Origin of the sequence: Variovorax sp. V35 (assembly GCF_041154465.1) — a bacterium.
Taxonomy (GTDB): Bacteria; Pseudomonadota; Gammaproteobacteria; order Burkholderiales; family Burkholderiaceae_C; genus Variovorax; species Variovorax boronicumulans.
Window position 1 is genome coordinate 122,052 of sequence record NZ_AP028666.1, and the last position, 24,637, is coordinate 146,688.

Below are 24,637 nucleotides of genomic sequence, written 5' to 3' on the forward strand. Positions count from 1 at the left end.
GAATCGGGGGCTCGTGCGTTAGGGCGGCGTTTGCAAATCCCCGCCCGATCCGGGGTTTCTTGGCGCGATGCGCCGTGTCATCGAAAACATGCAACTCATAATGTTGCATGAAACGAGACAGCAAGCTTTCCGGCGTGCTCCACGTGCTGCTGCACATGGCCGAGTTGAACGCCCCCATCACCTCCGAGGCGCTCGCCGCGGCGATGCAGACCAACCCCGTGGTCGTGCGCCGGCTCATGGCGGGCCTGCGGCAGGCCGGCTTCGTCAGCTCGGCCAAGGGGCATGGCGGCGGGTGGGTGCTGTCGTGTTCGTTGAGTTCGGTGACGCTGGGCGACATCCACAACGCCGTCGGGGCGCCCGCGCTGCTGGCCATGGGCAACCGCACCGAGAGCCCGGGCTGCATCGTCGAGCAGGCGGTGAACGCGGCGCTCGACGGCGCCTGCCAGGAGGCCGAGGCGCTGCTGCTGCGGCGGCTCAACAGGATCACGCTGGCCGATCTTTCCAGGGACTTTCATCGCCGCATGACGGGTGGCGGCTTCACCGCGAAGGACATCGCACATGCGCTATGACGCACTCATCGTGGGCGGCAGCTTTGCCGGCCTCTCCGCTGCCATGCAACTGGCGCGCGCACGCAGGAAGGTCTGCGTGGTCGACGCGGGCGCGCCGCGCAACCGCTTCGCCGCAGCCTCGCACGGCTTCTTCGGGCAGGACGGCATGCCGCCGCTGCAGATGATTGCCGACGCACGCGACAAGCTGCTCGCCTATCCGTCCGTCACCTTCGTCGAAGGCACGGTGACTGCGGCAATGGCCGATGGCGCGGAGGGCTTCACAGTCTTGTTGAACAGCGGGGAACAGTTGTCGACGCGCAAGCTGCTGCTGGCCTTCGGCGTGCAGGACGGCCTGCCGGACATCGCGGGCCTCGGCGAGCGTTGGGGGAAGAGCGTGCTGCACTGTCCTTATTGCCACGGCTACGAGTTCGGCGACCGTCCGCTGGGCGTGCTCTTTCACAGCGCGCACCCGCCGGACCACGCGCTGCTGATCGCCGAGTGGGGCCCGACCACGCTCTTCCTGAATGGTGAGGAAGGGCCAGATGCCGAGGCACGCGCCCGGCTGCAATCACGCGGCGTGACTCTCGAGCCCGGACGCATCGCCGGCGTCGAAGGGCAGGGGACGGACCTGGCGGCCGTGCGCCTGGACGACGGCCGGCGCGTGCCGATCGAGGCGCTGTTCGTGGCGCCACACACGCGGCCGACCAGTCCGCTGGCCGAGCAGCTGGGCTGCGCGTTCGACGACGGCCCCACGGGCCCGGTGCTGCGCGTCGATGCGATGAAGACGACCACGGTGCCCGGCGTGTACGCGGCGGGCGACGTGGCGATGGCTTTTTCCAACGCCACGCTGGCCTCGGCCGACGGGCTGTTCGCCGGGGTGTCGATGCACCGCGCGCTGGTGTTCGGGGCCTGATTTCAAATTTTTTCGGGGGAGGATGGCAAACCGCCTCAAACCACCCTATAATCTGAGGCTCACGCGGGAATAGCTCAGTTGGTAGAGCGCAACCTTGCCAAGGTTGAGGTCGAGAGTTCGAGACTCTTTTCCCGCTCCAAATCGCATGAAAAAGGCCACCTCACCAGGTGGCCTTTTTCATTGGCGCGTCGCTTTCAACCTCGCGCCGGCAGCACGGTCCCCCGGCTCTCGCCGAAACCGATGCGCGCATGGCCGGGCTTCTCGCACCAGCCGCGCAGCAGCACCGCATCCCCGTCTTCCAGGAAACCGCGCGTCTCGCCGTTGGCCAGCGTCACCGGGGTTTGCGCCGCGCGCGTCAGCTCGATGATCGCGCCGGCCTCGCCCTCGCCGGGGCCCGAGATGGTGCCGCTGCCGAACAGGTCGCCCGGGTTCAGGCTGCAGCCGCCCACCGTGTGGTGCGCCACCATCTGCGCAATGCTCCAGTACTGGTGCTTGAAGCTCGTGGCCGACAGGCGCGATGGCCCGGTCTTCTGCGCGCGCGCCTTTTCGCTTTCGAGCCAGACCTCGAGCCGGATGTCGAGCGCGCCGCCTTCGCGGTTCGCGCTGCCCTCCAGGTAGGCCAGCGGTTGCGGCTCGTTCGCGGGCCGCGTCCACGCCTGGCGGTAGGGCGCCAGCGCTTCCATCGTCACGATCCACGGCGAGATCGTGGTGGCGAAATTCTTTGCAAGGAAGGGCCCGAGCGGCGCCATCTCCCAGAACTGGATGTCGCGCGCCGACCAGTCGTTGAGCAGGCAGAGGCCGAAGATGTGGTCTTCCGCGCGCGCGAGCGGAATCGCCTCGCCCTGCGCATTGCCTTGGCCGATCCACACGCCCAGCTCCAGCTCGTAGTCGAGCCGCGCGCAGGCCTGATACGTCGGCGCCTTCGCACCGGGCGCCATGGCCTGGCCCATCGGCCGGTGAAAGCGCTGGCCGCTCACGCCGATGGTGGACACGCGCCCGTGGTACGCCGTCGGCACCCAGCGGAAGTTGGGCGTGACGTCGCCGTCGGGGTTCATTAGGCGGCTGATGTTCAGCGCGTGGTCGATCGAGGTGTAGAAGTCGGTGTAGTCGCCGATGCGCGCGGGCACGGTGTATTCGACCTCGGCCTGCGGCACGAGGCAGCCGCGCAGGTCGTCCGCCGTCGCGGCCGGCGCATCGCTGTGCAGCAACGCGAAGACCGCATGGCGCAGCGCCTGCCAGGCGGGCGGGCCGAGCGCGAAGAAATCGTTCAGCGCGGGCAGGGCGGCGGCGCGCGCCGCATCGAGCGCCAGGCCGTCGACGTGCGAGCCCGCGGCCAGCGCCGCGAGGTCGAGCACCTGGTCGCCGATGGCCACGCCGCCGCGAAACGGCTCGGGGCTGCCGGTGCGACGGAACATCGCGTACGGCAGGTTCTGGATCGGAAAGTCGCTGCCCGCGACGTTGGCCGAAGCGACCCAGCTGCGGGCGCCAACGTCGTGCGTGTGGTTGAGTTCGATCATGTTCACACCGACGCCATCAGCGCGTCGTCGAAGATCGCCACCGCGCGCGTCCAGCCCGCCGAGGCGCCGCGGATCTTGTGCGGGAAGCAGCTGATGAAAAAGCCCGTGGGCGGCAGCACCTCGAGGTTGTGCAGCTTCTCGATGTGGCAGTAGCCGATGTCGCGCCCGGCCTTGTGGCCTTCCCAGATCAGCGAGGCGTCCTGCGTCTCGCCGTACTTCTTCGCGGTGTGCACGAAGGGCGCGTCCCAGCTCCACGCGTCGGTGCCCGTGAGGCGCACGCCGCGTTCCAGCAGGTACATGGTGGCTTCGTAGCCCATGCCCGCGCCGGCCGACACGTAGTCGGGGTTGCCGTAGCGCGAGCCGGCGCGCGTGTTGACCACCACGATCTCCAGCGGGCTCAGCGTGTGGTTGATGCGCTTGAGCTCGGCCTCGACATCGGCGGCCGTCACCACATAGCCGTCGGCGAAGTGGCGAAAGTCGAGCTTCACGCCGGGCTGGAAGCACCATTCGAGCGGCACGTCGTGGATGGCGATGGCGGGCTTCTTCTCGCCCAGCGCCTTGTCCATCGTCGAGTGAAAGTGATAGGGCGCGTCGAGGTGCGTGCCGTTGTGCGTGGACAGCTGCACCAGCTCCACGGCCCAGCCTTCGCCGTCGGGCAGGTCTTCCTTCTTCAGGCCGGGAAAGAAGGGCTCGATCTGCTCGAAGGTGTGCTCGTGCGTGAAGTACTGGATCTTCGGCGCGAAGGCCGGCGGATCGGACAGCACGTCGTTTTCGAGAAAGATCGACAGGTCGACGAACTTGCGTGGCATGGCGAGGCTCCTTGTGGGGTGTTGGGTTTGATGGAATTGGTCAGGGCTGCTGCCAGCGCAGCAGGCGCTTTTCGGCAAAGGCCAGCAGCGCGTTGCTCACGAAGCCGATGAGCCCGAGCAGCACGATGCCGGCGAACAGGTCGCTGGCGCGGAAGGCGCGCGCCGCCAGCAGGATGGCTTGGCCCAGGCCGCTTTGCGAGGCGATCATTTCGCCCACCACTGCGACGATCAGCGCGATGGTCAGCGCCAGCCGCATGCCGGCCAGGATGTCGGGCATGGCGTTGGGCAGGCCCATCTTCCAGATGTACGCGGTGCGCGACATCTGCAGGCAGCGCGCCACCTCCGACAGGCGCGGCTCCACCGCCGCGAAGCCGTGCACCGTGGCCAGCAGCACCGGCCACATCGCGCCGAAGGCGACCACGAACAGCACCATGCCGGGGTTCAGCCCGAAGATCGAAATGGCCAGCGGCAGCAGCGCCGAGGCGGGCAGCGGACGGATGAATTCCAGCGTCGGCTGCACCCATGCGCGCACTGCGGGCGACACGCCGATGGCCGCGCCCAGCAGCACGCCGAAGAGCGATGCGAGCAGCCAGCCTTCGACCATGCGGCCCACCGTGGCCTGCGTGAAGGCGAGCAGTTCGCCGTTGCCGTCGTTGCCCGCAGAGAGGTTGAGCCCTTCGAGCAGGCTCGCGAAGGTGGCCTGCGGCGTCGGCAAGAACACGCGGCTGACCCAGCCTGCGTTGCTTGCCACCCACCACAGCGCGACCAGTGCGAGCAGCACGCCCACCGAGCCCAGCCACCCCAGGCCGAACCGGCCGTTGCGGTTGTTCATGGCTGCACCCCCATGCGGCGCGCGACCCAGGCCTGCAGGCGCACCATGCCCGCATTGACCGCGAAGCCCACCACGCCGATCCAGCCCAGCCACGCGAGCATCAACGCGGGGTCGAAGCTCTGCTGCGCGATCATCATCGCGTAACCCATGCCGTGCGGATTGGCGGCGATCTCGACCGTCACCGCCACCACCAGCGCCACGGCCACGCCCAGGCGCAGCGCGACGAACAGGCGAGGCACGATGGCCGGCAGCACGATCTTGAAGGCACGTTCGCGCGCCGACAGCCCGAGCACGCGGCTCACCTCGAGCAGCCGGGGCTCGATCTGCTGCACCGCCGACTGCACCAGCACCAGCAGCGGCCAGAAGGTGGCGAAGGCGACGATCGCCACTTCCATGCGCACGCCGAAACCGAAGCCCAGCATCGCGAGCGGGATCAGCGCGACGGAAGGCACGGGGCGCAGCACCTCGATGGAGACGGCGCCCAGTTGCGCCGCGCGGCGCGAGAGCCCGAGCACCAGCCCGAATGCAATGCCGAGCACTGCACCCAGCAGCAGGCCCAGCGCCGCCGTGCCGAGCGTGAAGCCCGTGGCCTGCCAGAGCGAGCCGTCCATCGCCGCGCCGACGAAGGCCTTGGCCGCCGCGCTCGGCGGTGCGAGCGCATCGCTGCCCAACGCCGCCGCACGCCGTGCGTACCACTCGAAGGCACCGACCAGCAGCGCGGGAAACACCCACGGCCGCAACCAGCGAAAGAGACGGCCTTCAGTCATGGCCCTGCTCGATGAAGGCGAACAGCTCACGCCGCAACTGCAGGTATTCCGGATGCTCCTTGGTCGTCAGCTGGTCGCGCGGGCGCGGGATCTTCACGTCGATCATCCGCGCCAGGCTCGGCCGCCCCGGTCCGGGGTTGGCCTGCAGCGCGATCACGCGGTCGCCGAGGTAGATGGCTTCTTCGAGGTCGTGCGTGACGAACAGCACCGTGAGCCCGTCGTCGCGCACCAGCCGCGCGAGCTCGTCCTGCAGGCTCTGGCGCGTGAGCGCGTCCAGCGCGCCGAAGGGCTCGTCCATCATCATCAGCTCGGGCTTCTGCGCGAGACAGCGCGCAATCTGCGCGCGCTGCTGCATGCCGCCCGACAGCTGCACCGGAAACTTGTGCGCGTGTTTCGCGAGCCCGACCTTGCCGAGCACGTCGGCAATGCGCGGCGCGCGCTCGGCCGCGGGCACGCCGGCCGCTTCGAGCGCCAGGCTCACGTTGCCTTCCACCGTGCGCCACGGCAGCAGCGCGCGGCCGTAGTCCTGGAACACGAAGGCCACTTCGCGCGAGGGCGCCGTCATCGGCACGCCTTTGCGTCGCACTTCGCCGGCACTCGCGGTGACGAGGCCGCTGGCTGCGCGCAGCAGCGTGGTCTTGCCGCAGCCGCTCGGGCCGACGATGCAGACGAACTCGCCGCGCGCCACGTCGAACGAGGTGGGCGACAGGATCTCGCGCCCGCCGAGGCGGATGGTGACGCCATCGAAGCGCAGGAAGGAATCGGCGGCCGCGCTCACTTGGCGATCAGCTTCGCAACGTCGATGTTCGTCTTGAGCATGTCCTGCTCCTTCATGAGCCCGGTCCAGTAGCCCAGCTGCTTGTCGGTGACGACGGGGCCGGGCGGAGAGACCTGCACCTTGGCCAGCACCTCGGGCGGCAGCTTGATGTACTTGCCGATGGCCGTGCGCACCTTCGCGTCGTTCTTCGCCTGCTGGATGAAGGCGCCGGCCTCGACCAGTGCCTCGCGGAAGGCGCGCGCGGTGGCGGGGTTCTTCGCCACCCACTCGCGCTTGGCCGCGTGCACGATGGTCTGGTTGTTCTCGGGCAGGAAGGTCGAGTAGTACGAGGCCACGTAGCCCGCGCCGCTCTCGGTGATGCGGCTCATGAACGGGTCGGCCGACACCACCGCGTCGACCGAGCCGCCGCGCAGCAGGTCGGCATGCTGCGGGAACGCGGCCTCGATGAAGTTGACCTTGCGGTAGTCGACGCCGCTGTCCTTCAGCCACGCGCGGAAGGTCACGTGCAGGAAGGCACCGAGCCCCGGCACGCCGATCTTCTTGCCCACGCAGTCCTGCGCGCTCTTGATGCCCGAGCCCGCGCGCGCCACCAGGCCGAAGCCCGTGATCGTCTTCGAGGTGAGGCCGCCGCCGGCCACCAGCACGAGGTCGAGCCCGCCGTCCACCGCCTGCAAAAACACCGAGGGCGTGGGCCCGCCGATCTGCAGCGAGTCGGACTGCAGCGCGGCCGGGATGGTGGAGTTCAACGGAATGAACTTCAGCTCCACGTCGAGACTGCGCTTCTTGAAGTAGCCCTCTTCGGCCGCCACGAAGACCGAAGCGAAGTCGGTCACCGCCGTGTAGCCGAACACGATCTTCGGGTGCGCCTGCTGGGCGCGCGAAGGCAACGAGGCGGTGGCCGATGCGGCCGCGAGCGCCGACAGCAGGGTGCGTCTTTTCATCATGGCTGGGGTCTCCTGGGGATGGTCTTTTTCGTGCGTGAGGGCTTGGCGGCGGCGGCCTTGGCGGCCGCTTTCGGTTTCGGCAGCGCGGCGCGCAGGCCGCCGGCGATGAAGTTCACGAGCATCGGCGCCACGGCCGGGTCGGCGCGTGTGTTCTCGCCGCGCGAGAGCCGTTCGATGCGGCTGTCGGTCAAGTGGTGCAGCAGCGCGCCCAGCGCGAACTGGTAGCCCCATGCGACCTGGCTGCGCGTGGCATGCGGCAGTGCCACATGCAGTGCGTCGATGTAGGCCTCGGCCAGCGGGTCGAAGTAGCCGCGCAGCACGCGGTCGGCTTCCTCGGTGGCGTGGTACAGCTCGCGCGCCACCAGCAGCGCGTAGTACTCGCCCTCGGTGCTCGCGCGCAGCGCCAGCACGGGCGCGGTGAAGGCTTCGATGATGCGCGGCAGCGTGCGCGCGTCGTCGGGGTCGATGGTCACGGCCGCGAGGCGCGCCAGCCGCTCCTCGATGCTGTGGCTCCAGTGTTCGAAGATCGCGTGGAACAGCTCGTGCTTCGGGCCGAAGTAGTAGCCCACCAGCGCGAGCGGCACGCCGGCTTCTTCGGCGATCTGGCGGATCGTCACGGCGTGGTAGCCGTGCTGCGCGAAGAGCTTCTCGGCCGCCAGCAGGATCGCCTGGCGGCGGTCGGGTCGCGCGGGCTCGGGCGCGACGGTCGGGGCGCCTGAGGTGCCTGAGCCTCGAGAGGCGCTGCGTTTGCGGGCCGGCGGTGTGCGAGCGTTCATGGGGGCGTATTGAACGGCTGTACAAAAATGTTGAACACACGTACAAACCCTGAGGTCAACCCTCATTGAGCACGGCCGTTCGCGGCGCTACGCTCGTGGCATGCCCGCTCCCAACATCCCCCAGATCCGCCTTTATCAGAACTGGCTGCGCGACACGCGCGGCCTGGCCTTCGACAGCTACGACGCGCTGTGGCGCTGGTCCGTCACCGACCTCGATGCCTTCTGGCAGAGCATCTGGGACTACGCCGGCCTGCACTCGCCCACGCCGCACACCGCGGTGCTCGCCGAACGGCGCATGCCCGGCGCGCGCTGGTTTCCCGGTGCGCAGGTCAACTACACGCGCGAGGTGCTGCGCCACGCCGATGCGGCCCATGCGGCCGGCCTGCCCGCGATCGTGAGCGACAACGAACGCGGCGAGGTGCGCGAGCTGTCGTGGCCCGAGCTGCGCCGGCAGGTGGCCGCGGTGGCGCTCACGCTGAAGTCGCTCGGCGTGCGCCGCGGCGACCGCGTGGCCGCCTACATGCCGAACGTGCCCGAGACCATGGTGGCGTTCCTCGCGTGCTCCAGCATCGGCGCGGTGTGGAGCGTGTGCGCGCCCGACATGGGCACGGCCGCCGTGGCCGACCGCTTCCGCCAGATCGAACCCACGCTGCTGATCGCGGTCGACGGCGTGCACTACGGCGGCAAGCCGCTGGACCGCAGCACCGTGCTGCAGGAGCTGCGCGGCCAGCTGCCGAGCGTGCAGAAGCTGCTGCTCGTGCAGACGCCCTTTGCCGCGAACGCGGTGGCGCACGACGTCGAATGGCAGCAGGCCATTGCGCGCGACGACGCCGAAGTCGCAGCCTTCGAGCCCGAGTGGCTGCCCTTCGACCACCCGATCTGGATCGTCTATTCGAGCGGCACCACCGGCCTGCCCAAGCCCATCGTGCACGGGCAGGGCGGCATCCTGCTGACCATGCACGCCTGCGGCCTGCACAACGACGTGGGCGCGAGCTACGGTGCCAACAACTTCGGCGAGCGCTACCACTGGTACAGCTCCACGGGCTGGGTGATGTGGAATTCGCAGCTCTCGGGCCTGGCCTTCGGCGCCACCATCTGCATCTACGACGGCAACCCGGCGGGCAGCAAGGAGAAGCCCGACTGGGGCGTGCTGTGGCGCTTCGTTGCGAAGCACCGCGTCACCTTCTTCGGCGCGGGCGCGGCCTACTTCACCAACTGCATGAAGGCGGGGCTCGTCGCAAAAGACTGCGGCGACCTGTCGCGCGTGCGCGCGCTCGGCAGCACCGGCTCGCCGCTGCCCGACGAGGTGCAGCGCTGGGGCTCGCAGCAGATCCTCGACGCGGGCTCGAAGGGGGTGTGGTGGTGCAACATCTCGGGCGGCACCGACTTCTGCGGCGCCTTCGTCGGCGGCAACCGCGAGCTGCCCGAAGTGCCGGGCCAGATGCAGTGCCGCGAACTCGGCCACGCGGTCGAGGCCTGGAACGAGCAGGGCCAGCCGGTCATCGGCGAGGTCGGCGAGCTGGTGTGCACGCAGCCCATTCCGTCGATGCCGCTGTACTTCTGGGGCGACGAGGGCAACGCGCGCTATGTGTCGAGCTACTTCGACACCTACCCCGGCGTGTGGCGTCACGGCGACTGGATCAAGGTCGGCAGCGACGGCGGCTGCATCATCTACGGCCGCAGCGACGCCACCATCAACCGCCAAGGCCTGCGCATGGGCACCAGCGAAATCTACAGCGCGGTCGAAGGCCTGCCCGAGGTGCTCGACTCGATGGTGGTCGACCTCGAATACCTGGGCCGCGACAGCTACATGCCGCTGTTCGTGGTGCTGCGTCCCGGCGTGGCGCTCGACGACGCCATGCGCACGCGCATCAACAGTGCGATCAAGACCTCGCTGTCGCCGCGCTTCGTGCCCAACGACATCTTCCAGGTGGCCGAGATTCCGCGCACGCTGTCGGGCAAGAAGCAGGAGCTGCCGATCAAGAAGTTGCTGCTGGGCCAGCCCATCGAGAAGGTCGTGAACCGCGAGGCGATGGCAAACCCCGGCAGCCTGGATTGGTATGTGGCTTTCGCCGCGCAGCGGGCCTCCGCATAATGGGGCGATGAAAAGACGCACCAGCCTCCTCATGCTCTCCGCCGTTGCCGGCGCTTCCGTCCTGAGCGCTTGCGCGGGCGGCTCGCCGGGCACGCCGGCCCAACCCGCCGCCGCACCGCTGCGCGTGACGGGCACCGTGGCCTACCGCGAGCGCATCGCGCTCGACCCCGCAGCCGAAGTGCGCGTGCAACTGCTCGACGTGTCGCGCATGGACGCGCCCTCGGTCGTGCTCGCCGAGCAGCGCATTCCCGCCAACGGCAAGCAGCCGCCCTTCGCCTTCGAACTCAGCGTCGATGCCGCGCGCATCGACCCGCGCATGCGCTACGCCGTGGCGGCGCGCATCACGCGCGGCGAGCAGCTGCTGTTCATCAACGACACGCAGTATTCGGTGCTCACGCAGGGCAACGGCACCACCGCCAACCTGATGCTGGTGCGCGTGGCCACGCCACCACCGCCGCCGCGCCCCTCGCGCTGATCGATGCCGACCCGCGCGACAGGCTCGCGCGGATCAGGTCAGCAGTTCGTGCAGCACCATGCGCGTCTGCCGGCCGCGCAGCTCCACCAGCTCTTCGATGCGCCGCGTGGCCAGCCGGCCGTTCAGGGCCGCGTAGGTGACCTCCGAGATCAGCATGCGCGTGCCCAGCTGGCGGTTCGCGCCTTCGATGCGGCTCGCCACGTTCACCACGTCGCCGAACGCCGTGTACGACAGCCGGTCGTTCGAGCCCAGCACCCCCGCCACCACCACGCCCGTGTGAATGCCGATGTGCGTGCGGAACTCGGGCAGGCCCTGTTCGGCCCACTGCCGGTTGAGCTGGTGCATCTCGGCGTGCAGCTCGAGCGCGGCGCGGCAGGCCTTGTACTCGGCGTCTTCCAGGTCGGCCGGCGCGCCCCACAGCACCATGATGCCGTCGCCGATGAACTTGTCGATCACGCCGCCGTGGCGCGCGAACACCGCGGCCGCGAGGTTGAAGTAGTCGGTCAGCTGGCGCACCAGCACGTCGGCTGCGATCGATTCGGAGATCGAAGTGAAGCCTTCCACGTCGGTGAACATCACTGTCACCTGGCGCGGCGAGCCGTTGGGTGCGAGCGCGTGGCCCTGCGCCACCAGCTGGTTGATCACATCCACCGGCACGAACTTGCTGAAGGCCTTGAGGCTGCGCGCCGAATCGTCGAGCGCCTGGTCCAGGTGCTGGATCTCGAGCACGCGGCTGGGCTCGCGCGGCAGGTCGTCGAGCTCGAGGCGGCCGATGCGGTGCGCGATGCGCGAGAGGTTCTCGACCGGCGCCGTCACCAGCTTCGAGAGCTTCAGCGACATGTACAGCGCCAGCCCCAGGAACACCAGCGCCAGCAGCAGCGACCACGCCACCGCGCGGCGCAGGCCGCCCAGCAGCACGTCTTCGGGCACCCAGCTGACCAGCTGCCAGCCGGTGGCGGGAATGCGCGAGGCCTGCACCAGGTAGCGCCGCCCTTCGTGGCTGAAGGCGAAGGCCTTGTCGCTGCCGCTGCCGGCGATGCCGTCGGCCACCATCTGCGCGTTCAGTGCGCCGAGTGCGCCCGTGGGCGCCTCCAGCGTGTGCAGCACGCCCGGCATGTCGCTGCGCGCGAGCACCTTGTGGTCCGCGCTCAGTAGGGCGCTGTTGCCGTTGCCGTTGCGGCTGAACAGGCGCACGAACTCCGACAGCCGGCCCAGCGACACGTCGCCCGCCACCACCATCGCCTGCGGGCTGCCCTCGGCCTGGCGGCGCTGGCTGGGCAGCGCGTAGGTCACGCCCAGCTCCTGCGCGGCGGCGAACACGTAGGGGACGGTCCAGACCGGACCCTGCGTCTTGCGCGCCTGCACGAACCAGCTGCGCTGCGTCGGGTTGTAGTTGCTGCGGTAGGCCTCCACGCGCTGCGTGGCAAAGCGCTGCTGCACGTCGGCCTCGGAACCCAGCGGCAGCTTGTACTGCCAGGTCTCGGTGGTGAAGTCGGCGCCGCGCGCGATGTGGCGGATCGCCGGCACCGGGTAGCGCAGCGCCATCAGCATCTTGCCCTCGACGTTCGCCACGTACACGCTGTCGAGTTCGGGCGACTGCTGCAGCAGCGTCCACAGGAGCTCGGCCGTGCGGTCCACGTTCTCGCCCGCGGGCGTGAGGCTGGGCGAGCTGCCGATTGCGCCGACCGCCGACTCGGCCTTGGCCAGGAAGGCCAGCACCTTGTCTTCAGTGCGGTCGTGGTTCGACTTGTGCGCCGAGGTGCCGATCGTCGTCACCAGCCGCTGCGAGCCCCAGTAGCCCAGCGTGACCAGCAGCAGCGACTGCGCGAGCGCCACGGCACTGACGATGGAGCCGACATCGACCCGGAAGCGACGCGGGCGTCGGGGCGGCGGACTCTCGGCGGTGGAAGGGGACGGGGATGGTGGCACCGGCGTGGTGACGTGCGCGAAAGACGGGCGACCCGTCCCATCCGGAGGCCCGGACGATTCCTTGTACATACAGCTCCCTGACGACAACTCGGAACGGACCCCGGCTCCTCCTCACGAGGTCGTGGTCCGGCGTCCGGAGGGTGTTGCGGGGCCGATCGTGTGCGCCGGCCATCCTGGCAATCCCCCGGATGCGCGCGGGATTTTCGCCTGTATTTGGTACATGTGTGCAACTTTGCACGCTTGGTGCGATGTTGCTGCGCCCGAGGGCTTGCTTGCGAACGGACGTTCGTTCTATTCAGCGCGCGTCGTGAAAGATCAGGCCCAGCGTGTGGCGCTGTCCGCTGCGCACGCGGCTCACGCCGTGGCGCATCGTCACGCGGTAGCTGCCGCGCGTGCCCGCCACGGGCCGCTGGTTCACCGCGAAGATCACCGCCTCGCCCTGCGCGAGCGACACCACCTCGGCGCGCGACTGCATGCGCGGGCGCTGCTCGGTCAGCACGAACTCGCCGCCCGTGAAGTCTTCGCCGGGCCGGCTCAACAGCACCGTGAGCTGCAGTGGAAATTGCAGGTCGCCGTACAGGTCCTGGTGCAGGCAGTTGTAGTCGCCCTCGCCGTAGCGCAGCAGCAGCGGGGTGGGGCGCAGCTGGCCCGCCGCATGGCAGCGCGCGAGGTAGGCCGCATGGTCCGGCGGGTAGTCGGCCGGCTGGCCCATGGCCGCGGCCCAGGCATTGGCCAGCGGCGCGAGGCGTTCGTACAGCGCGCTGCGAAACGCCACGAGTTTGGAAGGCAGCGGGTTCGCGAAGTACTGGTACTCGCCCTGGCCGAAGCCGTGGCGCTGCATGACCACGCGGCTGCGAAAGCGCGCGCCCTCGTCGTACATGGCTGTGAGCGCGGCGCATTCCGCGGGCGTGAACAACGCCCCGGTGACGGCACAGCCGCGCGCGGCGAGGTCGGCATCGATGCGGGGCCAGTCGAGGGCGTGGATGCGGGCGGCGACGGAAGAACTCATGCGGGCAGTGTCGCGCGGCCGCCGGATGCGGGCTCGCCGTTTTCGGACGCGGGTTTCGGTGGGGCAGGGCCCGGCTTGAGCGATCATCCTGAAGACCCAGCCTGAAAGCATTCACATTCAATGAGCACCCAGAACCACACCCCCCAAGACACCGCCAACGACTGGCAACTCCCCTGGACCGGCGGCTGCCGCTGCGGCCAGGTGCGCCTGCGCATCACCGCACCGCCGCTGCTGGCCATGGCCTGCCACTGCACCGGCTGCCAGCGCATGAGCGCCAGTGCGTTCTCGCTGTCATTGGCGATCCCCGCGCCGGGCTTCGAAGTGGTGTCGGGCGAACCCGTCATCGGCGGGCTGCACGGCGAGGAGTCGCACCACTTCTTCTGCCCGCATTGCAAGAGCTGGATGTTCACGCGCACCGAAGGCATGGACTATTTCGTCAACCTGCGCGCCACCATGCTCGACCGGCACGAATGGGTCGCGCCCTTTGCGGAAACCTGGACCGACGAGAAGCTGCCGTGGGCCACGACGCCCGCGAAGCACAGCTTCGGCACCTTGCCTGCGATGGACGCCTTTCCGGCGATGATCGAAGCTTATGCGCGGGAAGGCGCCCGGCCCGCGAAGGGCTGATCGCGCCGCGCTGGCCAGTTGCCGTCCCGCGCCTTTCAGAGCGGCGCGATCGGAATGCAGATGTCGCATTCGAACGCGTTCGTCTTCTCGTCGAAGGCCATGTCGGGGGCGTAGTACTCGAACGCGGGCCGGCTGTCGAACTGGAAGCCGCTCGCGGGCAGCCAGTCGCGCATGAGGCGCGTCCATGCGTCGTTGATCTCTTCGGGCAGGCCCTGGAACCTCAGCGCGGCATAGCGTCCGCCCGGCAGCACCGTCTTCTGGAAGCCGCCATCGGGCACGAAATCGTCGGGCACTTCCACGCAAGCGTCGTAGCGCGAGTGCTCGGGCGCGGTGATGCTCGGGTCGTCGTGGCTGATGCCGTAGCGCGCATGCGACCACAGCTTGTGCGCGCCGATCCAGGGCGCGGCCTTCTCGGCCCAGAACGCGCCCACCGGCGCGCCGAACGGACCGGTGTAGCGCAGGTAGGCGATGGTGACGGGAGAGCGGGTGATCAGCTGGACATTCACAGGTGGCTCCTCGTGCGCAGGATTGCGCGTTGGAGATCCATTCTTCGTGAAGCCGTGCAGGGCGATCTGATCAGGATTGCTCTTGCGTGCGGGATCGTCGCAGGGCAGCGCCCAGTCGTGCGATGCACGCCACGCGCTGGGCGCGCTGCCGAAATGCGCGCGGAACGCGCGGGTGAACGCCTCACCCGAACCGAAGCCCACCGACACCGCCGCCTCGAGCACCGACAGGCGCGGCTGCGTCGCGAGCCGCAGCGCGCCCACCTCCACGCGGCGGCGCCGGATGTAGTCGCCCAGCGTCTCGCCGGCCCAGGCTGCGAAGAGGCGATGGAAGTGGTACGCCGAGAAATGCGCCACGTCGGCCAGCGCCGCGAGATCGAGTGCTTCGTCCAAGTGGTCGTCGATGTGCGTCAGCACCTTGTGCATGCGCCATTCGTACTCGGAGCGGCTGTCGCGCGGCATGGCGCGCATTCTCAACCTTGGCGGGCCTGCGCGAGCAACCAATCACTGAACAACTTCAGCAACGGCCGCTGATCCGCCCGCTCCGGCGTCACGAGGTAATAACTGCGCTCCGCCGACAGCGCCCGCGGGCAGGCCACCACCAGCTCGCCGCGCGTCAGTTCGTCGGCCACCAGCATGGTCGGCATCAGCGCCACGCCCAGGCCGTGTGAGGCCGCCGCAGCGAGGATCGAGAACAGCTCGTAGCGCGGGCCGCCACGCGCGGTGGGCGCGTCGACCTGCTGCGCGTCGAACCACTGGCGCCAGCCGTCGGGGCGTGTGCTCTGCTGCAGCAGCGGCATCTGCGCGATGGCGTCGGGCGACACGGCCTTGCCGTCGGGCAAGAGAGAAGGGCTGCACACGGGCACCACGTCTTCATGCATGAGCAGCAGCGCGCGCGTGCCGGCCCAGTTCTCGACCTGCGCGGGCGTGCCCGCGTACAGCGCGGCGTCGAACTCCGCGTCGGCGAAGAGGAAGGGGCGGGTGCGCGTCTCGATGTGCACCACCACGTCGGGCTGCAGCGCCGCAAAACCGCGCAGGCGCGGCACCAGCCAGCGCGTGGCGAAGGTGGGCACCGCCGCCAGCGACAGCGACCCGCCTTCGCCCTGGTGCGCCATGGCGTCGAGCGTGTCGCGCTCCATGGCCTCCAGGCGGCGGGCGATCTGGCGCGCGTAGGCGGTGCCGCTGGCCGTGAGTGCCACGCCGTGCCGCGTGCGGCGGAACAGCGCCACGCCCAGGAAGGCCTCGAGCGCGCCGACCTGGCGCGACACCGCGCTCTGCGTGAGCGCCAGTTCCTGCGCGGCGCGCGTGTAGCTCTCGTGGCGCGCGGCGGCGTCGAAGCACACGAGGGTCTGCAGGGGCGGGATCTTGCGGCGCATGTATGCCGGGAGTGTATGACTGGCGGATTGGTTTCACCAGTAAATCAACAGGATGTATCTCTCAAGATGTGCGTCAGACGCATATCTGGGTGAGGATTCATCGTTTGCGCCGGGCCTCCTGCGTGGCTACGATCGACCGCATTCCCCTTCTTTTGTTTCTTCTTCCTTTTCCGGAGACATCCACATGGCCGCCAAAGCGCAATTCCACTGGGACGACCCCCTTCTTCTCGACCAGCAACTGACCGACGAAGAACGCATGATCCGCGACGCGGCCAACGCCTACTGCCAGGAGCGCCTGGCGCCCCGCGTCATCGAAGGCTTCCGCACCGGCGAGACCGACCCCGCGATCTTTCGCGAAATGGGTGCGCTCGGCCTGCTCGGCCCGACGATCCCCGAGCAGTACGGCGGCCCCGGCCTGAACTACGTGGCCTACGGCCTGATCGCCCGCGAAGTCGAGCGCGTCGACTCGGGCTACCGCTCGATGGCCAGCGTGCAGAGCTCGCTGGTGATGGTGCCGATCTTCGAATTCGGCACCGAAGCGCAAAAGCAGAAGTTCCTGCCCAAGCTCGCCACCGGCGAATGGATCGGCTGCTTCGGCCTGACCGAACCCGACCACGGCTCCGACCCCGGCAGCATGGCCACGCGCGCCAAGAAGGTGCCGGGCGGCTACTCGCTCAGCGGCTCGAAGATGTGGATCAGCAACTCGCCCATCGCCGACGTGTTCGTGGTGTGGGCCAAGGAAGTCAGCGAAAGCGGCACCGTCGGCCCGATCCGCGGCTTCGTGCTCGAAAAGGGCATGAAGGGCCTGACCGCCCCGGCCATCCACGGCAAGGTCGGCCTGCGCGCCAGCATCACCGGCGAAATCGTCATGGACGGCGTGTTCTGCCCTGAAGAAAACGCCTTCCCCGAAGTGCAAGGCCTCAAGGGCCCGTTCACCTGCCTGAACAGCGCCCGCTACGGCATCTCGTGGGGCGCCATCGGTGCCGCCGAAGACTGCTGGCACCGCGCCCGCCAGTACACGCTGGACCGCAAGCAGTTCGGCCGCCCGCTCGCCGCCAACCAGCTCATTCAAAAGAAGCTGGCCGACATGCAGACCGAGATCACGCTGGGCCTGCAAGGCAGCCTGCGCCTGGGCCGCATGAAGGACGAGGGCATCGCCGCGGTCGAGATCACCTCGATCATGAAGCGCAACAACTGCGGCAAGTCGCTGGACATCGCCCGCATGGCGCGCGACATGATGGGCGGCAACGGCATCAGCGACGAGTTCGGCGTGGCACGCCACCTGGTGAACCTCGAAGTGGTCAACACCTACGAAGGCACGCACGACATCCACGCCCTGATCCTGGGCCGCGCCATCACCGGCATCGCCGCTTTCGCGAACTGATCGGACGCATGACCACCAAGCCCGCAGCACTCGACGGCATCAAGGTCCTCGATCTGTCCCGCGTGCTCGCGGGCCCGTGGTGCACGCAGATCCTCGCGGACCTGGGCGCCGACGTCGTCAAGATCGAACGCCCCGGCGTCGGCGACGACACGCGCACCTGGGGCCCGCCCTTCGTGAAGGACGCGAACGGCCACGACACCGACCAGGCCAGCTACTTCACGTCCTGCAACCGCAACAAACGCTCGGTCACCATCGACATGGCCACGCCCGAAGGGCAGGCGCTGCTGCAGCAGATGGCGGCGCAGGCCGACATCGTGGTCGAGAACTTCAAGACCGGCGGCCTCAAGCAGTACGGCCTCGACCAGGAAAGCCTGCGCGCGGCCAACCCGCGCCTCATCTACTGCAGCGTGACCGGCTTCGGCCACGACGGCCCCTACGCCGAGCGCGCGGGCTACGACCTGATGATCCAGGCCATGACCGGAATGATGAGCATCACCGGCCGCCCCGACGGCGAACCCGGCGGCGGTCCGCTGCGCGTGGGCGTGGCGCTCACCGATCTCTTCACCGGCGTCTACGCCAGCACCGCCATCCTCGCGGCGCTGCAGGTGCGCGACCGCACGGGCGAAGGCCAGCACATCGACATGGCGCTGCTCGACGTGGGCATGGCCATCCTCGCCAACCAGGCGAGCGCTTTCCTCAACACCGGCAAGGCGCCGGGCCGCCAGGGCAACACGCACCCGAGCCTCGCGCCTTATCAAGACTTTCCGACGCAAGACGGTTCGATGCTGCTGGCCATCGGCAACAACGGCCAGTTCGCGCGCTTCTGCGAAGCCGCCGGCCACGCCGAATGGGCCGCCGACGAACGCTTTGCGACCAACACACTGCGCGTGAAACACCGCGGCGTGCTGATCCCGATGATGGAAGAGCTCACACGCACCCGCACCACCGCCGACTGGGTCGCGCTGCTCGAAGACAAGGCCGTGCCCTGCGGCCCCATCAACGACATCGCGCAGGCCTTCGACGACGCGCAGGTCAAGTCGCGCGGCCTGGCCGTCACGCTGCCGCGCGATGCCGGCGACGGCATCGCCAGCATCACCGGCGTGGCGAGCCCGCTGCGCCTCACGGCCACGCCGCCGGTGCTGCGCCGCGCACCGCCCGCGCTCGGGCAGCACACGCAGGAGGTGCTGGCCGAGATGGGCGTCGACGCCTCGCGCTTCGAGGCATTGCGCGCGGCCGGGGTGGTCTGACACACTGGCGGGCATGACGCGCCCGCCTGCTTCGTCTCCAGCTTCTTCCATGGCCGATGCGCCGCCGTTCGCGGTGCTGCGCATCGACCACGTCGTGCTGCGCGTGCGCGACGCCGTGCGGTCCATGGCGTTCTACTGCGACGTGCTCGGCTGCACGCTCGAGAAGCGCCGCGACGACCTCGGCCTCGTGCACCTGCGCGCCGGCAGCAGCCTCATCGACCTCGTCACGCACGACGGCAAGCTGGGCCGCCAGGGCGGCGCGCTGGCCGGGCGCGAGGGGCGCAACGTCGATCACCTGTGCCTGCGCATCGAGCCTTTCGATGAAGCCGCGATCCGCGCGCGCATGGCGCGGCACGGCGTGCCGGTGCAGGGCGAGGTGCAGAACAACTTCGGGGCCGAGGGCAGTGGTCCTTCGATCTACATCGAGGATCCCGATGGCAACGGCGTTGAGCTGAAGGGCCCTGCGGCCTAGCCGCCGCGCCCGATCACCGCCACCGCGAACACCACCACGCCCAGCGCGAGGTTCAGCGTCACCAGCTGGCGCACGGTGTTCAGCCGCGCCGCCGCCACGGGCCAGGCGCTGTCGTCCACCGCGCGGCGCAGCGCGCGGAACACTGAGGCGCGGATGTAGACGTAGACCGCCGCCATCACGAGCGCGATGCCCATCATGGCCTCGACGCGCCAGTGCACCGCGCGAAAGCCGCCGGTCGCGAGGATCATCGCGAAGCCGCTCACGAACAGCAGCGTGACGGACGCGTCCACCCCGATGAAGAAGCGCCGCAGCGTCGCGGCCATCATGCGCAGGCGCAGCGGCGGCTCCAGCGTGGCGACGGCGGCGGGGCGCACCGCAAAGTGCATGACGGCCATGCCGCCGACCCAGAAGGCAGCGCACAGCAGGTGAATGAAGAGGGGAGCGAGGTAGGACATGGGGTCCGATCAGAACACCGAACCGTGCGCGCACGCAACGCAAGCCCCCATGCCCTTCAACCCGTCGCGCCGCGCCCGCGCGTGCTCGCACGGGGCTTGCCGATGCCCGTGCCCGCGATCGAATCGGCATAGCGCTTCATGTCCGCCACCACCTGGCGCAGCAGCGTCGCCGCGGCCGGCGGCAGCAGGCGGCCGTGGCGCGACACGATGTGCGAGCGCCCCTGCGACAGCAGCGGGTTCTTCATCGGCAGCTCGACCAGCGACGGGTGGTCGGCATTGGGCGTGAGCGAGATGCGCGTGCCCAGCGTGTAGCCCAGGCCCGCCGACACGAAATGGCCCAGCGCGCTGAACGAGGTGGTGGTCAGCAGCGCGGGCAGCCGCACGCCCTCGCTGATCTCGGCCGCCTCGATGTGCTGGCGCACGCCGAAGTTGCGGTGCAGCGTGGCGCCGGGGTAGGGCAGCAGGTCGGCCAGCTTCAGCGGGCGCTCCAGCTGCGCGAGCGGGTGCGAGGCCAGCACCATGGCCTGGATCGGCTGCGCGTGCGACTGGTGCGAGGTGAGCCGCTCGTCCTTCGGCGGCTGGAACAGCATGCCGATGTGGGCACGTTCCTCGATCACGCGGCGCACGATCTCGTCGGTGCTGGCCACATCGAGGTTCACCGTGATCTTCGGGTGGCTGGCCATGAAGATGCGCAGGCTGTGCCGCATGAGCCAGTCGACATAGCCTTCGCCGGCCACGATGTCGATGTGGCCGCTCTCGATCTTGCGGATGCTGTCCATCTGCGCCAGCAGGTGCTGCTTCTGCCCCTGCTGCCTTCGCACGTAGCCGGCCAGCAGCTGGCCCGCGTCGGTGGGCACCACGCCGCGTCCGTGGCGCTCCAGCAGCGGCAGGCCGCACTCGGTCTCCAGGATGCCGATGGCGCGGCTCACGGCCGACGGGTCCATGTCGAGCACGTCGGCCGCACCGCGCACCGAGCCGCTGTCGAGCACCTGCATGAAGTAGCGCACCCGGCGGGTGTCGAGCTTGTCGTCCATGGCGGTCGTCTCCGAGTGTTGCATTCAATGCAACGAATATCCTTATTTGCGGTCATTGATGCAAGAGGCTCGCCGCCCGAAACTCGCCGGCACCCCTCGAAAACGCCCCATCCCGCCCCACCCATGACCTCCGCCGCCTCCACGATTGCAGCCGTCGCGCCGTCCACCGCCGCCGGCAAATTCAAGCTCCTCGTCGTCACCCTGGTCCTCGTGGCCGTGGCTGAACTCATCGGCCCGACGCAGTTCAGCGTCGGCCCCGGCAAGGTGGTGCTGCTGCCGATGCTGTGGGCGCTGCTCATGGCCGCCGCCTGGGGCATCGCGGACCGGCGCGTGCCGGGCGTGGTGCGCGTGGCCACGGCGCAGCAGTCGCTGGCCGGCGGCCTGCTCAACGCGGGCCTGCTGCTGTTCGTGGTGAAGCTGGGCCTCACGGTCGGCGCCGCGCTGCCGCAGGTGAAGCAGGCCGGCTGGGCGCTGCTGTTCCAGGAGTTCGGCCATGCGCTGGGCACCCTGGCGCTGGGCCTGCCGCTGGCGCTGCTGCTGGGCATCAAGCGCGAGGCCGTGGGCGCCACCTTCTCGGTGGGCCGCGAGGGCAACCTCGTGATCATCGGCGAGAAGTACGGCATGGCCTCGCCCGAAGGCCGCGGCGTGCTGGCCGAGTACATCACCGGCACTGTGCTGGGCGCGCTGTTCATCGCGGTGCTGGCGGGCTTCATTGCCAGCCTGCACATCTTCGACCCGCGCTCGCTGGCCATGGGCGCCGGCGTGGGCTCGGGCAGCCTGATGGCGGCGGCGCTGGGCGCCATCGCCGCGCAGAGCCCGCCCGAGATGCTGCCGCAGCTCACGGCGATTGCCGCTGCGTCGAACCTGCTGACCACCGTGGCCGGCTTCTACTTCACGCTGTTCCTGTCGCTGCCGCTGTGCTCGTGGCTCTACGGCAAGCTGGAGCCGGTGCTGGGCCGCTTCTCGAAGCATGGCGCACAACAAGGCGCCGCCGTGGACGCGGGCGCGAACGTCTCGAGCGCCGACGTGGCCCACGCCGCGCCGACCTCGCTGCGCGACACGCTGCTGGCCTGGCTGGTGGTGGGCGGCGGCGTGCTCATCGGCAATGCCGTGACCTACAAGGTGCCGGTGCTGGTGTCGCTCGAAGGCGTGCTCGCCGTGGTGGCGATTGCCGGCGCCGTCGAAGCCATCAAGCGCTTCGTGCCGCGCCTGCCGATGGTGCTGGTGCTCTCGGTGGTGGCCACCGTGGTCGGCATCCCGGGCCTGTTCCCCTTCTCCGACGCGCTGATCGCGATCACCGCCAAGCTCAACTTCCTGGCCTTCACCACGCCGGTGCTGGCGCTGGCCGGCTTCTCGGTCGCCAAGGACCTGCCCGTGTTCCGCCGCCTCGGCTGGCGCATCGTGGTGGTGTCGCTCACCGCGACGGCCGGCACCTTCCTCGGCGCCACGTTCATCGCCGAGTTCTTCCACTGATTTCATCCCACGAGAGATACACGCCATGTACCGCGACCCCGAGATTGCCGAAGACACCCGTGCCCGCATGCTCAGCTGGCGCCGCGACATCCACGCCAACCCCGAAACCGCCTTCGAGGAACACCGCACCGCCAACGTGGTGGCCAACGCGCTGATGCTCATGGGCCTGCCCGTGCACCGCGGCCTGGCCGGCACCGGCGTGGTCGGCACGCTGAAGAACGGCGAGGGCCCCAGCATCGCGCTGCGCGCCGACCTCGACGCGCTCAACATGCAGGAGCTCGGCACGCAGGCGCACGCCTCCAAATGCGCCGGCAAGATGCACGCCTGCGGCCACGACGGCCACACGGCCATGCTGCTGGGCGCGGCCGAGCACCTGTCGCGCCACAAGCCCTTCCAGGGCACGGTGCACTTCGTGTTCCAGCCCGCCGAGGAAAACGAAGGCGGCGGCCGCGTGATGGTGGAAGAAGGCCTGTTCGACCAGTTCCCGGCCGACGCCGTCTACGGCATGCACAACTTCCCGAGCCTGCCGCGCGGGCGCTTCGCGATCCGCAAGGGCACCATGACGGCCTTTCTCGACACCTTCGAGATCGTCATCACCGGCAAGGGCGCCCACGGCGCCATGCCCGAGACCGGCATCGACTCGGTGGTGATCTCGGCCCAGCTCATCAACGCGCTGCAGACCATCGTGAGCCGGCGCACCGGCGCCACCGACGCGGCCGTGGTCAGCGTCACGCAGATCCACGGCGGCGACACCTGGAACGTCATTCCCGAGACCGTGGTGCTGCGCGGCACCGTGCGCACGCTCGACGCCGCCATTCAGGACAAGACCCAGGCGGCGATGCAGCAGATCTGCGACGGCGTGGCCGCCACGCACGGCGCCAAGGTGGCGCTGGAGTACCGCCGCGGCTACCCCGGCGTGGTCAACACACCGGCCGAGACCGACGCGGCCATCGCGGCAGCGGCCAGCCTGGTCGACATCGAGCAGGTGCACACCGACATCCCGCCCGCCATGGGCTCGGAAGACTTCGCCTTCATGCTGCAAAAGCGCCCCGGCGCCTACATCGGCATCGGCGCGGGCGAGGGCCCGAACGACCCGAACGTGCACAACCCGTACTACGACTTCAACGACAACATCCTGCCGCTCGGTGCGGCCTACTGGGTGGCGCTGGTCAAACAGCAGCTTCCGGTCGCATGATGCGCTGATGCTCTCCGCCTTCGACATCTTCAAGATCGGCATCGGGCCGTCCAGTTCGCACACCGTCGGCCCGATGCGCGCCGCGCTGCTGTTCGCGCAATCGCTCGAACGGCGCGGCTTGCTCGCGCAGGTGGTGCGCCTGCACGTCGACCTGTTCGGCTCGCTCGGCGCCACCGGCCACGGCCACGCGACCGACCAGGGCGTGATCCTGGGCCTCTTCGGCGACGCGCCCGACACCGTGCGACCCGAGACCGTGCAGCCGCGCCTCGAGGCGCTGCGCCGCAGCGGCCAGCTGAGCCTGCTGGGCACCACGCCCATCGCCTTCGATCGCGTGCGCGACATCGCCTTTCGCGGCGAAGAGTCGCTGCCCGAGCACCCGAACGCGATGCGCTTCACCGCCTTCGCGGCCGACGGCGCCGTGCTCGCCGAAGGCACCTACTTCTCGGTCGGCGGCGGCTTCGTCGTCGAGGGCGGGCAGGCGGTGGCGCAAACGGCCGCCGCGGCGGCGGCCGTGCCGCATCCCTTCACGACCGGCGACGAACTCATGGCGCAGTGCCGCGCGCACGGCATCTCCGTGGCCACGCTGGTGCTGCGCAACGAATGCGTGTGGCGGCCCGAGGCCGAGGTGCGCGCGGGCCTGCTGCGCATCTGGGGCGTGATGCAGCAGTGCGTGCAGCGCGGCTTCGGCATCGACAACCCGCTGGCCGCGCAGGCGCTGCCCGGCCCGCTGCGCATGCGCCGCCGCGCGCCCGAGCTGCACCGCGAGCTGCTGGCGCAGGCCGGCGCCGCCGATCCGCTCGCGGCCATGGACTGGGTCAATGCCTTCGCGATGGCGGTGAACGAAGAGAACGCGGCCGGCGGCCGTGTCGTCACCGCGCCCACCAACGGCGCGGCCGGCGTGGTGCCCGCCGTGATGCATTACTACCAGCGCTTCGTGCCGCAGGCCAGCGACGAGGGCATCGTCGACTTCCTGCTCACCGCCGCGGCCATCGGCATGCTCTACAAGACCAACGCCTCCATCTCGGGCGCCGAGGTCGGCTGCCAGGGCGAGGTCGGCGTGGCCTGCTCGATGGCGGCCGGCGCGCTCGCCGCCGTGCTCGGCGCTACGCCCGCGCAGGTCGAGAACGCGGCCGAGATCGGCATGGAACACAACCTGGGCCTGACCTGCGACCCGGTCGGCGGCATGGTGCAGATTCCCTGCGTGGAGCGCAACGCGATGGGCGCCGTGAAGGCCATCAACGCCTCGCGCATGGCGCTGCGCGGCGACGGCAGCCACTACGTCTCGCTCGACGCCGTGATCCGCACCATGAAGCAGACCGGCGAGGACATGAAGTCCACGTACAAGGAGACCTCGCTGGGGGGGCTTGCGGTCAACGTGGTGGAGTGCTGAGGCAGCAAGGCTGGCGTCGCTGCGTCAGAATGCGAAGCTCGTCGCGCCGGGCCCCGCAGCCCCCAGGTTCCCACGTCGTTTCCAAGGCG

The 24,637-nt window shown here is 69.4% G+C and carries 24 protein-coding genes and 1 tRNA gene; 12 read left to right on the forward strand and 13 right to left on the reverse strand.

What is annotated here, in order from left to right; genetic code table 11:
- Positions 1-107: 107 nt before the first annotated feature.
- The 3 genes from ACAM42_RS00585 to ACAM42_RS00595 all read left to right on the forward strand — a co-directional run bounded on the left by ACAM42_RS00585 (position 108) and on the right by ACAM42_RS00595 (position 1,600).
- Positions 108-569 (forward strand): Rrf2 family transcriptional regulator, encoded by a 462-nt coding sequence (locus ACAM42_RS00585; protein WP_369630809.1) that lies wholly within the window; start codon positions 108-110, stop codon positions 567-569.
- Complete coding sequence (locus tag ACAM42_RS00590) at positions 559-1,461, forward strand: NAD(P)/FAD-dependent oxidoreductase (protein ID WP_369630810.1); 903 nt, start codon at positions 559-561, stop codon at positions 1,459-1,461. Before ACAM42_RS00585 ends, ACAM42_RS00590 begins: the two co-directional genes overlap by 11 nt.
- Positions 1,462-1,524: 63 nt before the next feature.
- A tRNA-Gly gene (locus tag ACAM42_RS00595) sits at positions 1,525-1,600 on the forward strand.
- Between the two features lie 55 nt (positions 1,601-1,655).
- On the opposite strand, the gene fahA is transcribed toward ACAM42_RS00595, so the two are convergent.
- The 7 genes from fahA to ACAM42_RS00630 are packed head-to-tail and all read right to left on the reverse strand — an operon-like array spanning position 1,656 to position 7,884.
- Positions 1,656-2,978: a fumarylacetoacetase gene (fahA, locus tag ACAM42_RS00600; RefSeq protein WP_369630811.1), complete on the reverse strand. Its 1,323-nt coding sequence runs from the start codon at positions 2,976-2,978 to the stop codon at positions 1,656-1,658.
- Positions 2,979-2,980: 2 nt separating this feature from the next.
- Positions 2,981-3,787 carry a cyclase family protein gene (locus ACAM42_RS00605; RefSeq protein WP_159274290.1) on the reverse strand — a complete coding sequence of 269 codons (807 nt, stop codon included), beginning with the start codon at positions 3,785-3,787 and terminating at the stop codon, positions 2,981-2,983.
- A 40-nt stretch (positions 3,788-3,827) separates the two neighbouring features.
- Positions 3,828-4,619: an ABC transporter permease gene (locus ACAM42_RS00610; protein ID WP_369630812.1), complete on the reverse strand. Its 792-nt coding sequence runs from the start codon at positions 4,617-4,619 to the stop codon at positions 3,828-3,830.
- A complete protein-coding gene (locus ACAM42_RS00615; RefSeq protein WP_070061386.1) occupies positions 4,616-5,386 on the reverse strand; it encodes an ABC transporter permease in 771 nt (256 codons plus the stop codon). The genes ACAM42_RS00610 and ACAM42_RS00615 overlap by 4 nt, the downstream gene beginning before the upstream one ends.
- Positions 5,379-6,164 (reverse strand): ABC transporter ATP-binding protein, encoded by a 786-nt coding sequence (locus tag ACAM42_RS00620; RefSeq protein ID WP_139703481.1) that lies wholly within the window; start codon positions 6,162-6,164, stop codon positions 5,379-5,381. Before ACAM42_RS00620 ends, ACAM42_RS00615 begins: the two co-directional genes overlap by 8 nt.
- Positions 6,161-7,108 (reverse strand): ABC transporter substrate-binding protein, encoded by a 948-nt coding sequence (locus tag ACAM42_RS00625; protein ID WP_062470352.1) that lies wholly within the window; start codon positions 7,106-7,108, stop codon positions 6,161-6,163. Before ACAM42_RS00625 ends, ACAM42_RS00620 begins: the two co-directional genes overlap by 4 nt.
- The gene (locus ACAM42_RS00630) at positions 7,105-7,884 is read right to left on the reverse strand and encodes a TetR/AcrR family transcriptional regulator (protein ID WP_307582607.1); all 780 of its coding nucleotides are present in this window, start codon (positions 7,882-7,884) and stop codon (positions 7,105-7,107) included. The genes ACAM42_RS00625 and ACAM42_RS00630 overlap by 4 nt, the downstream gene beginning before the upstream one ends.
- A 100-nt stretch (positions 7,885-7,984) precedes the next feature.
- Between ACAM42_RS00630 and ACAM42_RS00635 the strand changes: the two genes are divergently transcribed.
- Both ACAM42_RS00635 and ACAM42_RS00640 read left to right on the forward strand, forming a co-directional pair.
- A complete protein-coding gene (locus ACAM42_RS00635; RefSeq protein ID WP_369630813.1) occupies positions 7,985-9,979 on the forward strand; it encodes an acetoacetate--CoA ligase in 1,995 nt (664 codons plus the stop codon).
- Positions 9,980-10,010: 31 nt separating this feature from the next.
- Positions 10,011-10,454, forward strand: a complete 444-nt coding sequence (locus ACAM42_RS00640; RefSeq protein WP_082817958.1) for a YbaY family lipoprotein — start codon at positions 10,011-10,013, stop codon at positions 10,452-10,454.
- Between the two features lie 33 nt (positions 10,455-10,487).
- Here the strand turns inward: ACAM42_RS00640 and ACAM42_RS00645 are convergent, their stop codons facing one another.
- Both ACAM42_RS00645 and ACAM42_RS00650 read right to left on the reverse strand, forming a co-directional pair.
- Complete coding sequence (locus ACAM42_RS00645) at positions 10,488-12,452, reverse strand: adenylate/guanylate cyclase domain-containing protein (RefSeq protein WP_369630814.1); 1,965 nt, start codon at positions 12,450-12,452, stop codon at positions 10,488-10,490.
- 226 nt (positions 12,453-12,678) lie between these two features.
- Complete coding sequence (locus tag ACAM42_RS00650; protein WP_369630815.1) at positions 12,679-13,392, reverse strand: 2OG-Fe(II) oxygenase; 714 nt, start codon at positions 13,390-13,392, stop codon at positions 12,679-12,681.
- Between the two features lie 120 nt (positions 13,393-13,512).
- Between ACAM42_RS00650 and ACAM42_RS00655 the strand changes: the two genes are divergently transcribed.
- Positions 13,513-14,019 carry a GFA family protein gene (locus ACAM42_RS00655; protein WP_369630816.1) on the forward strand — a complete coding sequence of 169 codons (507 nt, stop codon included), beginning with the start codon at positions 13,513-13,515 and terminating at the stop codon, positions 14,017-14,019.
- A 35-nt stretch (positions 14,020-14,054) separates the two neighbouring features.
- Here ACAM42_RS00655 and ACAM42_RS00660 read toward each other — a convergent pair whose 3' ends face one another.
- Both ACAM42_RS00660 and ACAM42_RS00665 read right to left on the reverse strand, forming a co-directional pair.
- Positions 14,055-14,984 carry a GyrI-like domain-containing protein gene (locus tag ACAM42_RS00660; protein ID WP_369630817.1) on the reverse strand — a complete coding sequence of 310 codons (930 nt, stop codon included), beginning with the start codon at positions 14,982-14,984 and terminating at the stop codon, positions 14,055-14,057.
- An 11-nt stretch (positions 14,985-14,995) separates the two neighbouring features.
- Positions 14,996-15,898 carry a LysR substrate-binding domain-containing protein gene (locus tag ACAM42_RS00665; RefSeq protein WP_369630818.1) on the reverse strand — a complete coding sequence of 301 codons (903 nt, stop codon included), beginning with the start codon at positions 15,896-15,898 and terminating at the stop codon, positions 14,996-14,998.
- Between the two features lie 184 nt (positions 15,899-16,082).
- Here ACAM42_RS00665 and ACAM42_RS00670 point away from each other — a divergent pair, with 184 nt between their 5' ends.
- From ACAM42_RS00670 to ACAM42_RS00680, 3 genes are read left to right on the forward strand one after another with little or no spacing between them, the layout of a single operon-like run.
- Positions 16,083-17,282: an acyl-CoA dehydrogenase gene (locus tag ACAM42_RS00670; RefSeq protein WP_062470370.1), complete on the forward strand. Its 1,200-nt coding sequence runs from the start codon at positions 16,083-16,085 to the stop codon at positions 17,280-17,282.
- Between the two features lie 8 nt (positions 17,283-17,290).
- Positions 17,291-18,529, forward strand: a complete 1,239-nt coding sequence (locus ACAM42_RS00675) for a CaiB/BaiF CoA transferase family protein (protein WP_369630819.1) — start codon at positions 17,291-17,293, stop codon at positions 18,527-18,529.
- A gap of 49 nt (positions 18,530-18,578) precedes the next feature.
- Positions 18,579-19,001: a VOC family protein gene (locus ACAM42_RS00680; RefSeq protein ID WP_369632834.1), complete on the forward strand. Its 423-nt coding sequence runs from the start codon at positions 18,579-18,581 to the stop codon at positions 18,999-19,001.
- On the opposite strand, the gene ACAM42_RS00685 is transcribed toward ACAM42_RS00680, so the two are convergent.
- Complete coding sequence (locus tag ACAM42_RS00685; protein WP_369630820.1) at positions 18,998-19,456, reverse strand: CopD family protein; 459 nt, start codon at positions 19,454-19,456, stop codon at positions 18,998-19,000. The two genes, ACAM42_RS00680 and ACAM42_RS00685, sit on opposite strands and share 4 nt — an antisense overlap.
- A gap of 56 nt (positions 19,457-19,512) precedes the next feature.
- Positions 19,513-20,490, reverse strand: coding sequence for a LysR family transcriptional regulator (locus tag ACAM42_RS00690; RefSeq protein WP_369630821.1), 978 nt, complete (start codon positions 20,488-20,490; stop codon positions 19,513-19,515).
- 123 nt (positions 20,491-20,613) lie between these two features.
- Here ACAM42_RS00690 and ACAM42_RS00695 point away from each other — a divergent pair, with 123 nt between their 5' ends.
- From ACAM42_RS00695 to ACAM42_RS00705, 3 genes are read left to right on the forward strand one after another with little or no spacing between them, the layout of a single operon-like run.
- Positions 20,614-21,963, forward strand: a complete 1,350-nt coding sequence (locus ACAM42_RS00695) for a DUF3100 domain-containing protein (protein WP_369630822.1) — start codon at positions 20,614-20,616, stop codon at positions 21,961-21,963.
- Between the two features lie 25 nt (positions 21,964-21,988).
- Positions 21,989-23,158, forward strand: coding sequence for a M20 aminoacylase family protein (locus ACAM42_RS00700; RefSeq protein WP_139703503.1), 1,170 nt, complete (start codon positions 21,989-21,991; stop codon positions 23,156-23,158).
- A gap of 4 nt (positions 23,159-23,162) precedes the next feature.
- Positions 23,163-24,548, forward strand: coding sequence for an L-serine ammonia-lyase (locus ACAM42_RS00705; protein ID WP_369632835.1), 1,386 nt, complete (start codon positions 23,163-23,165; stop codon positions 24,546-24,548).
- Positions 24,549-24,637 lie beyond the last annotated feature (89 nt).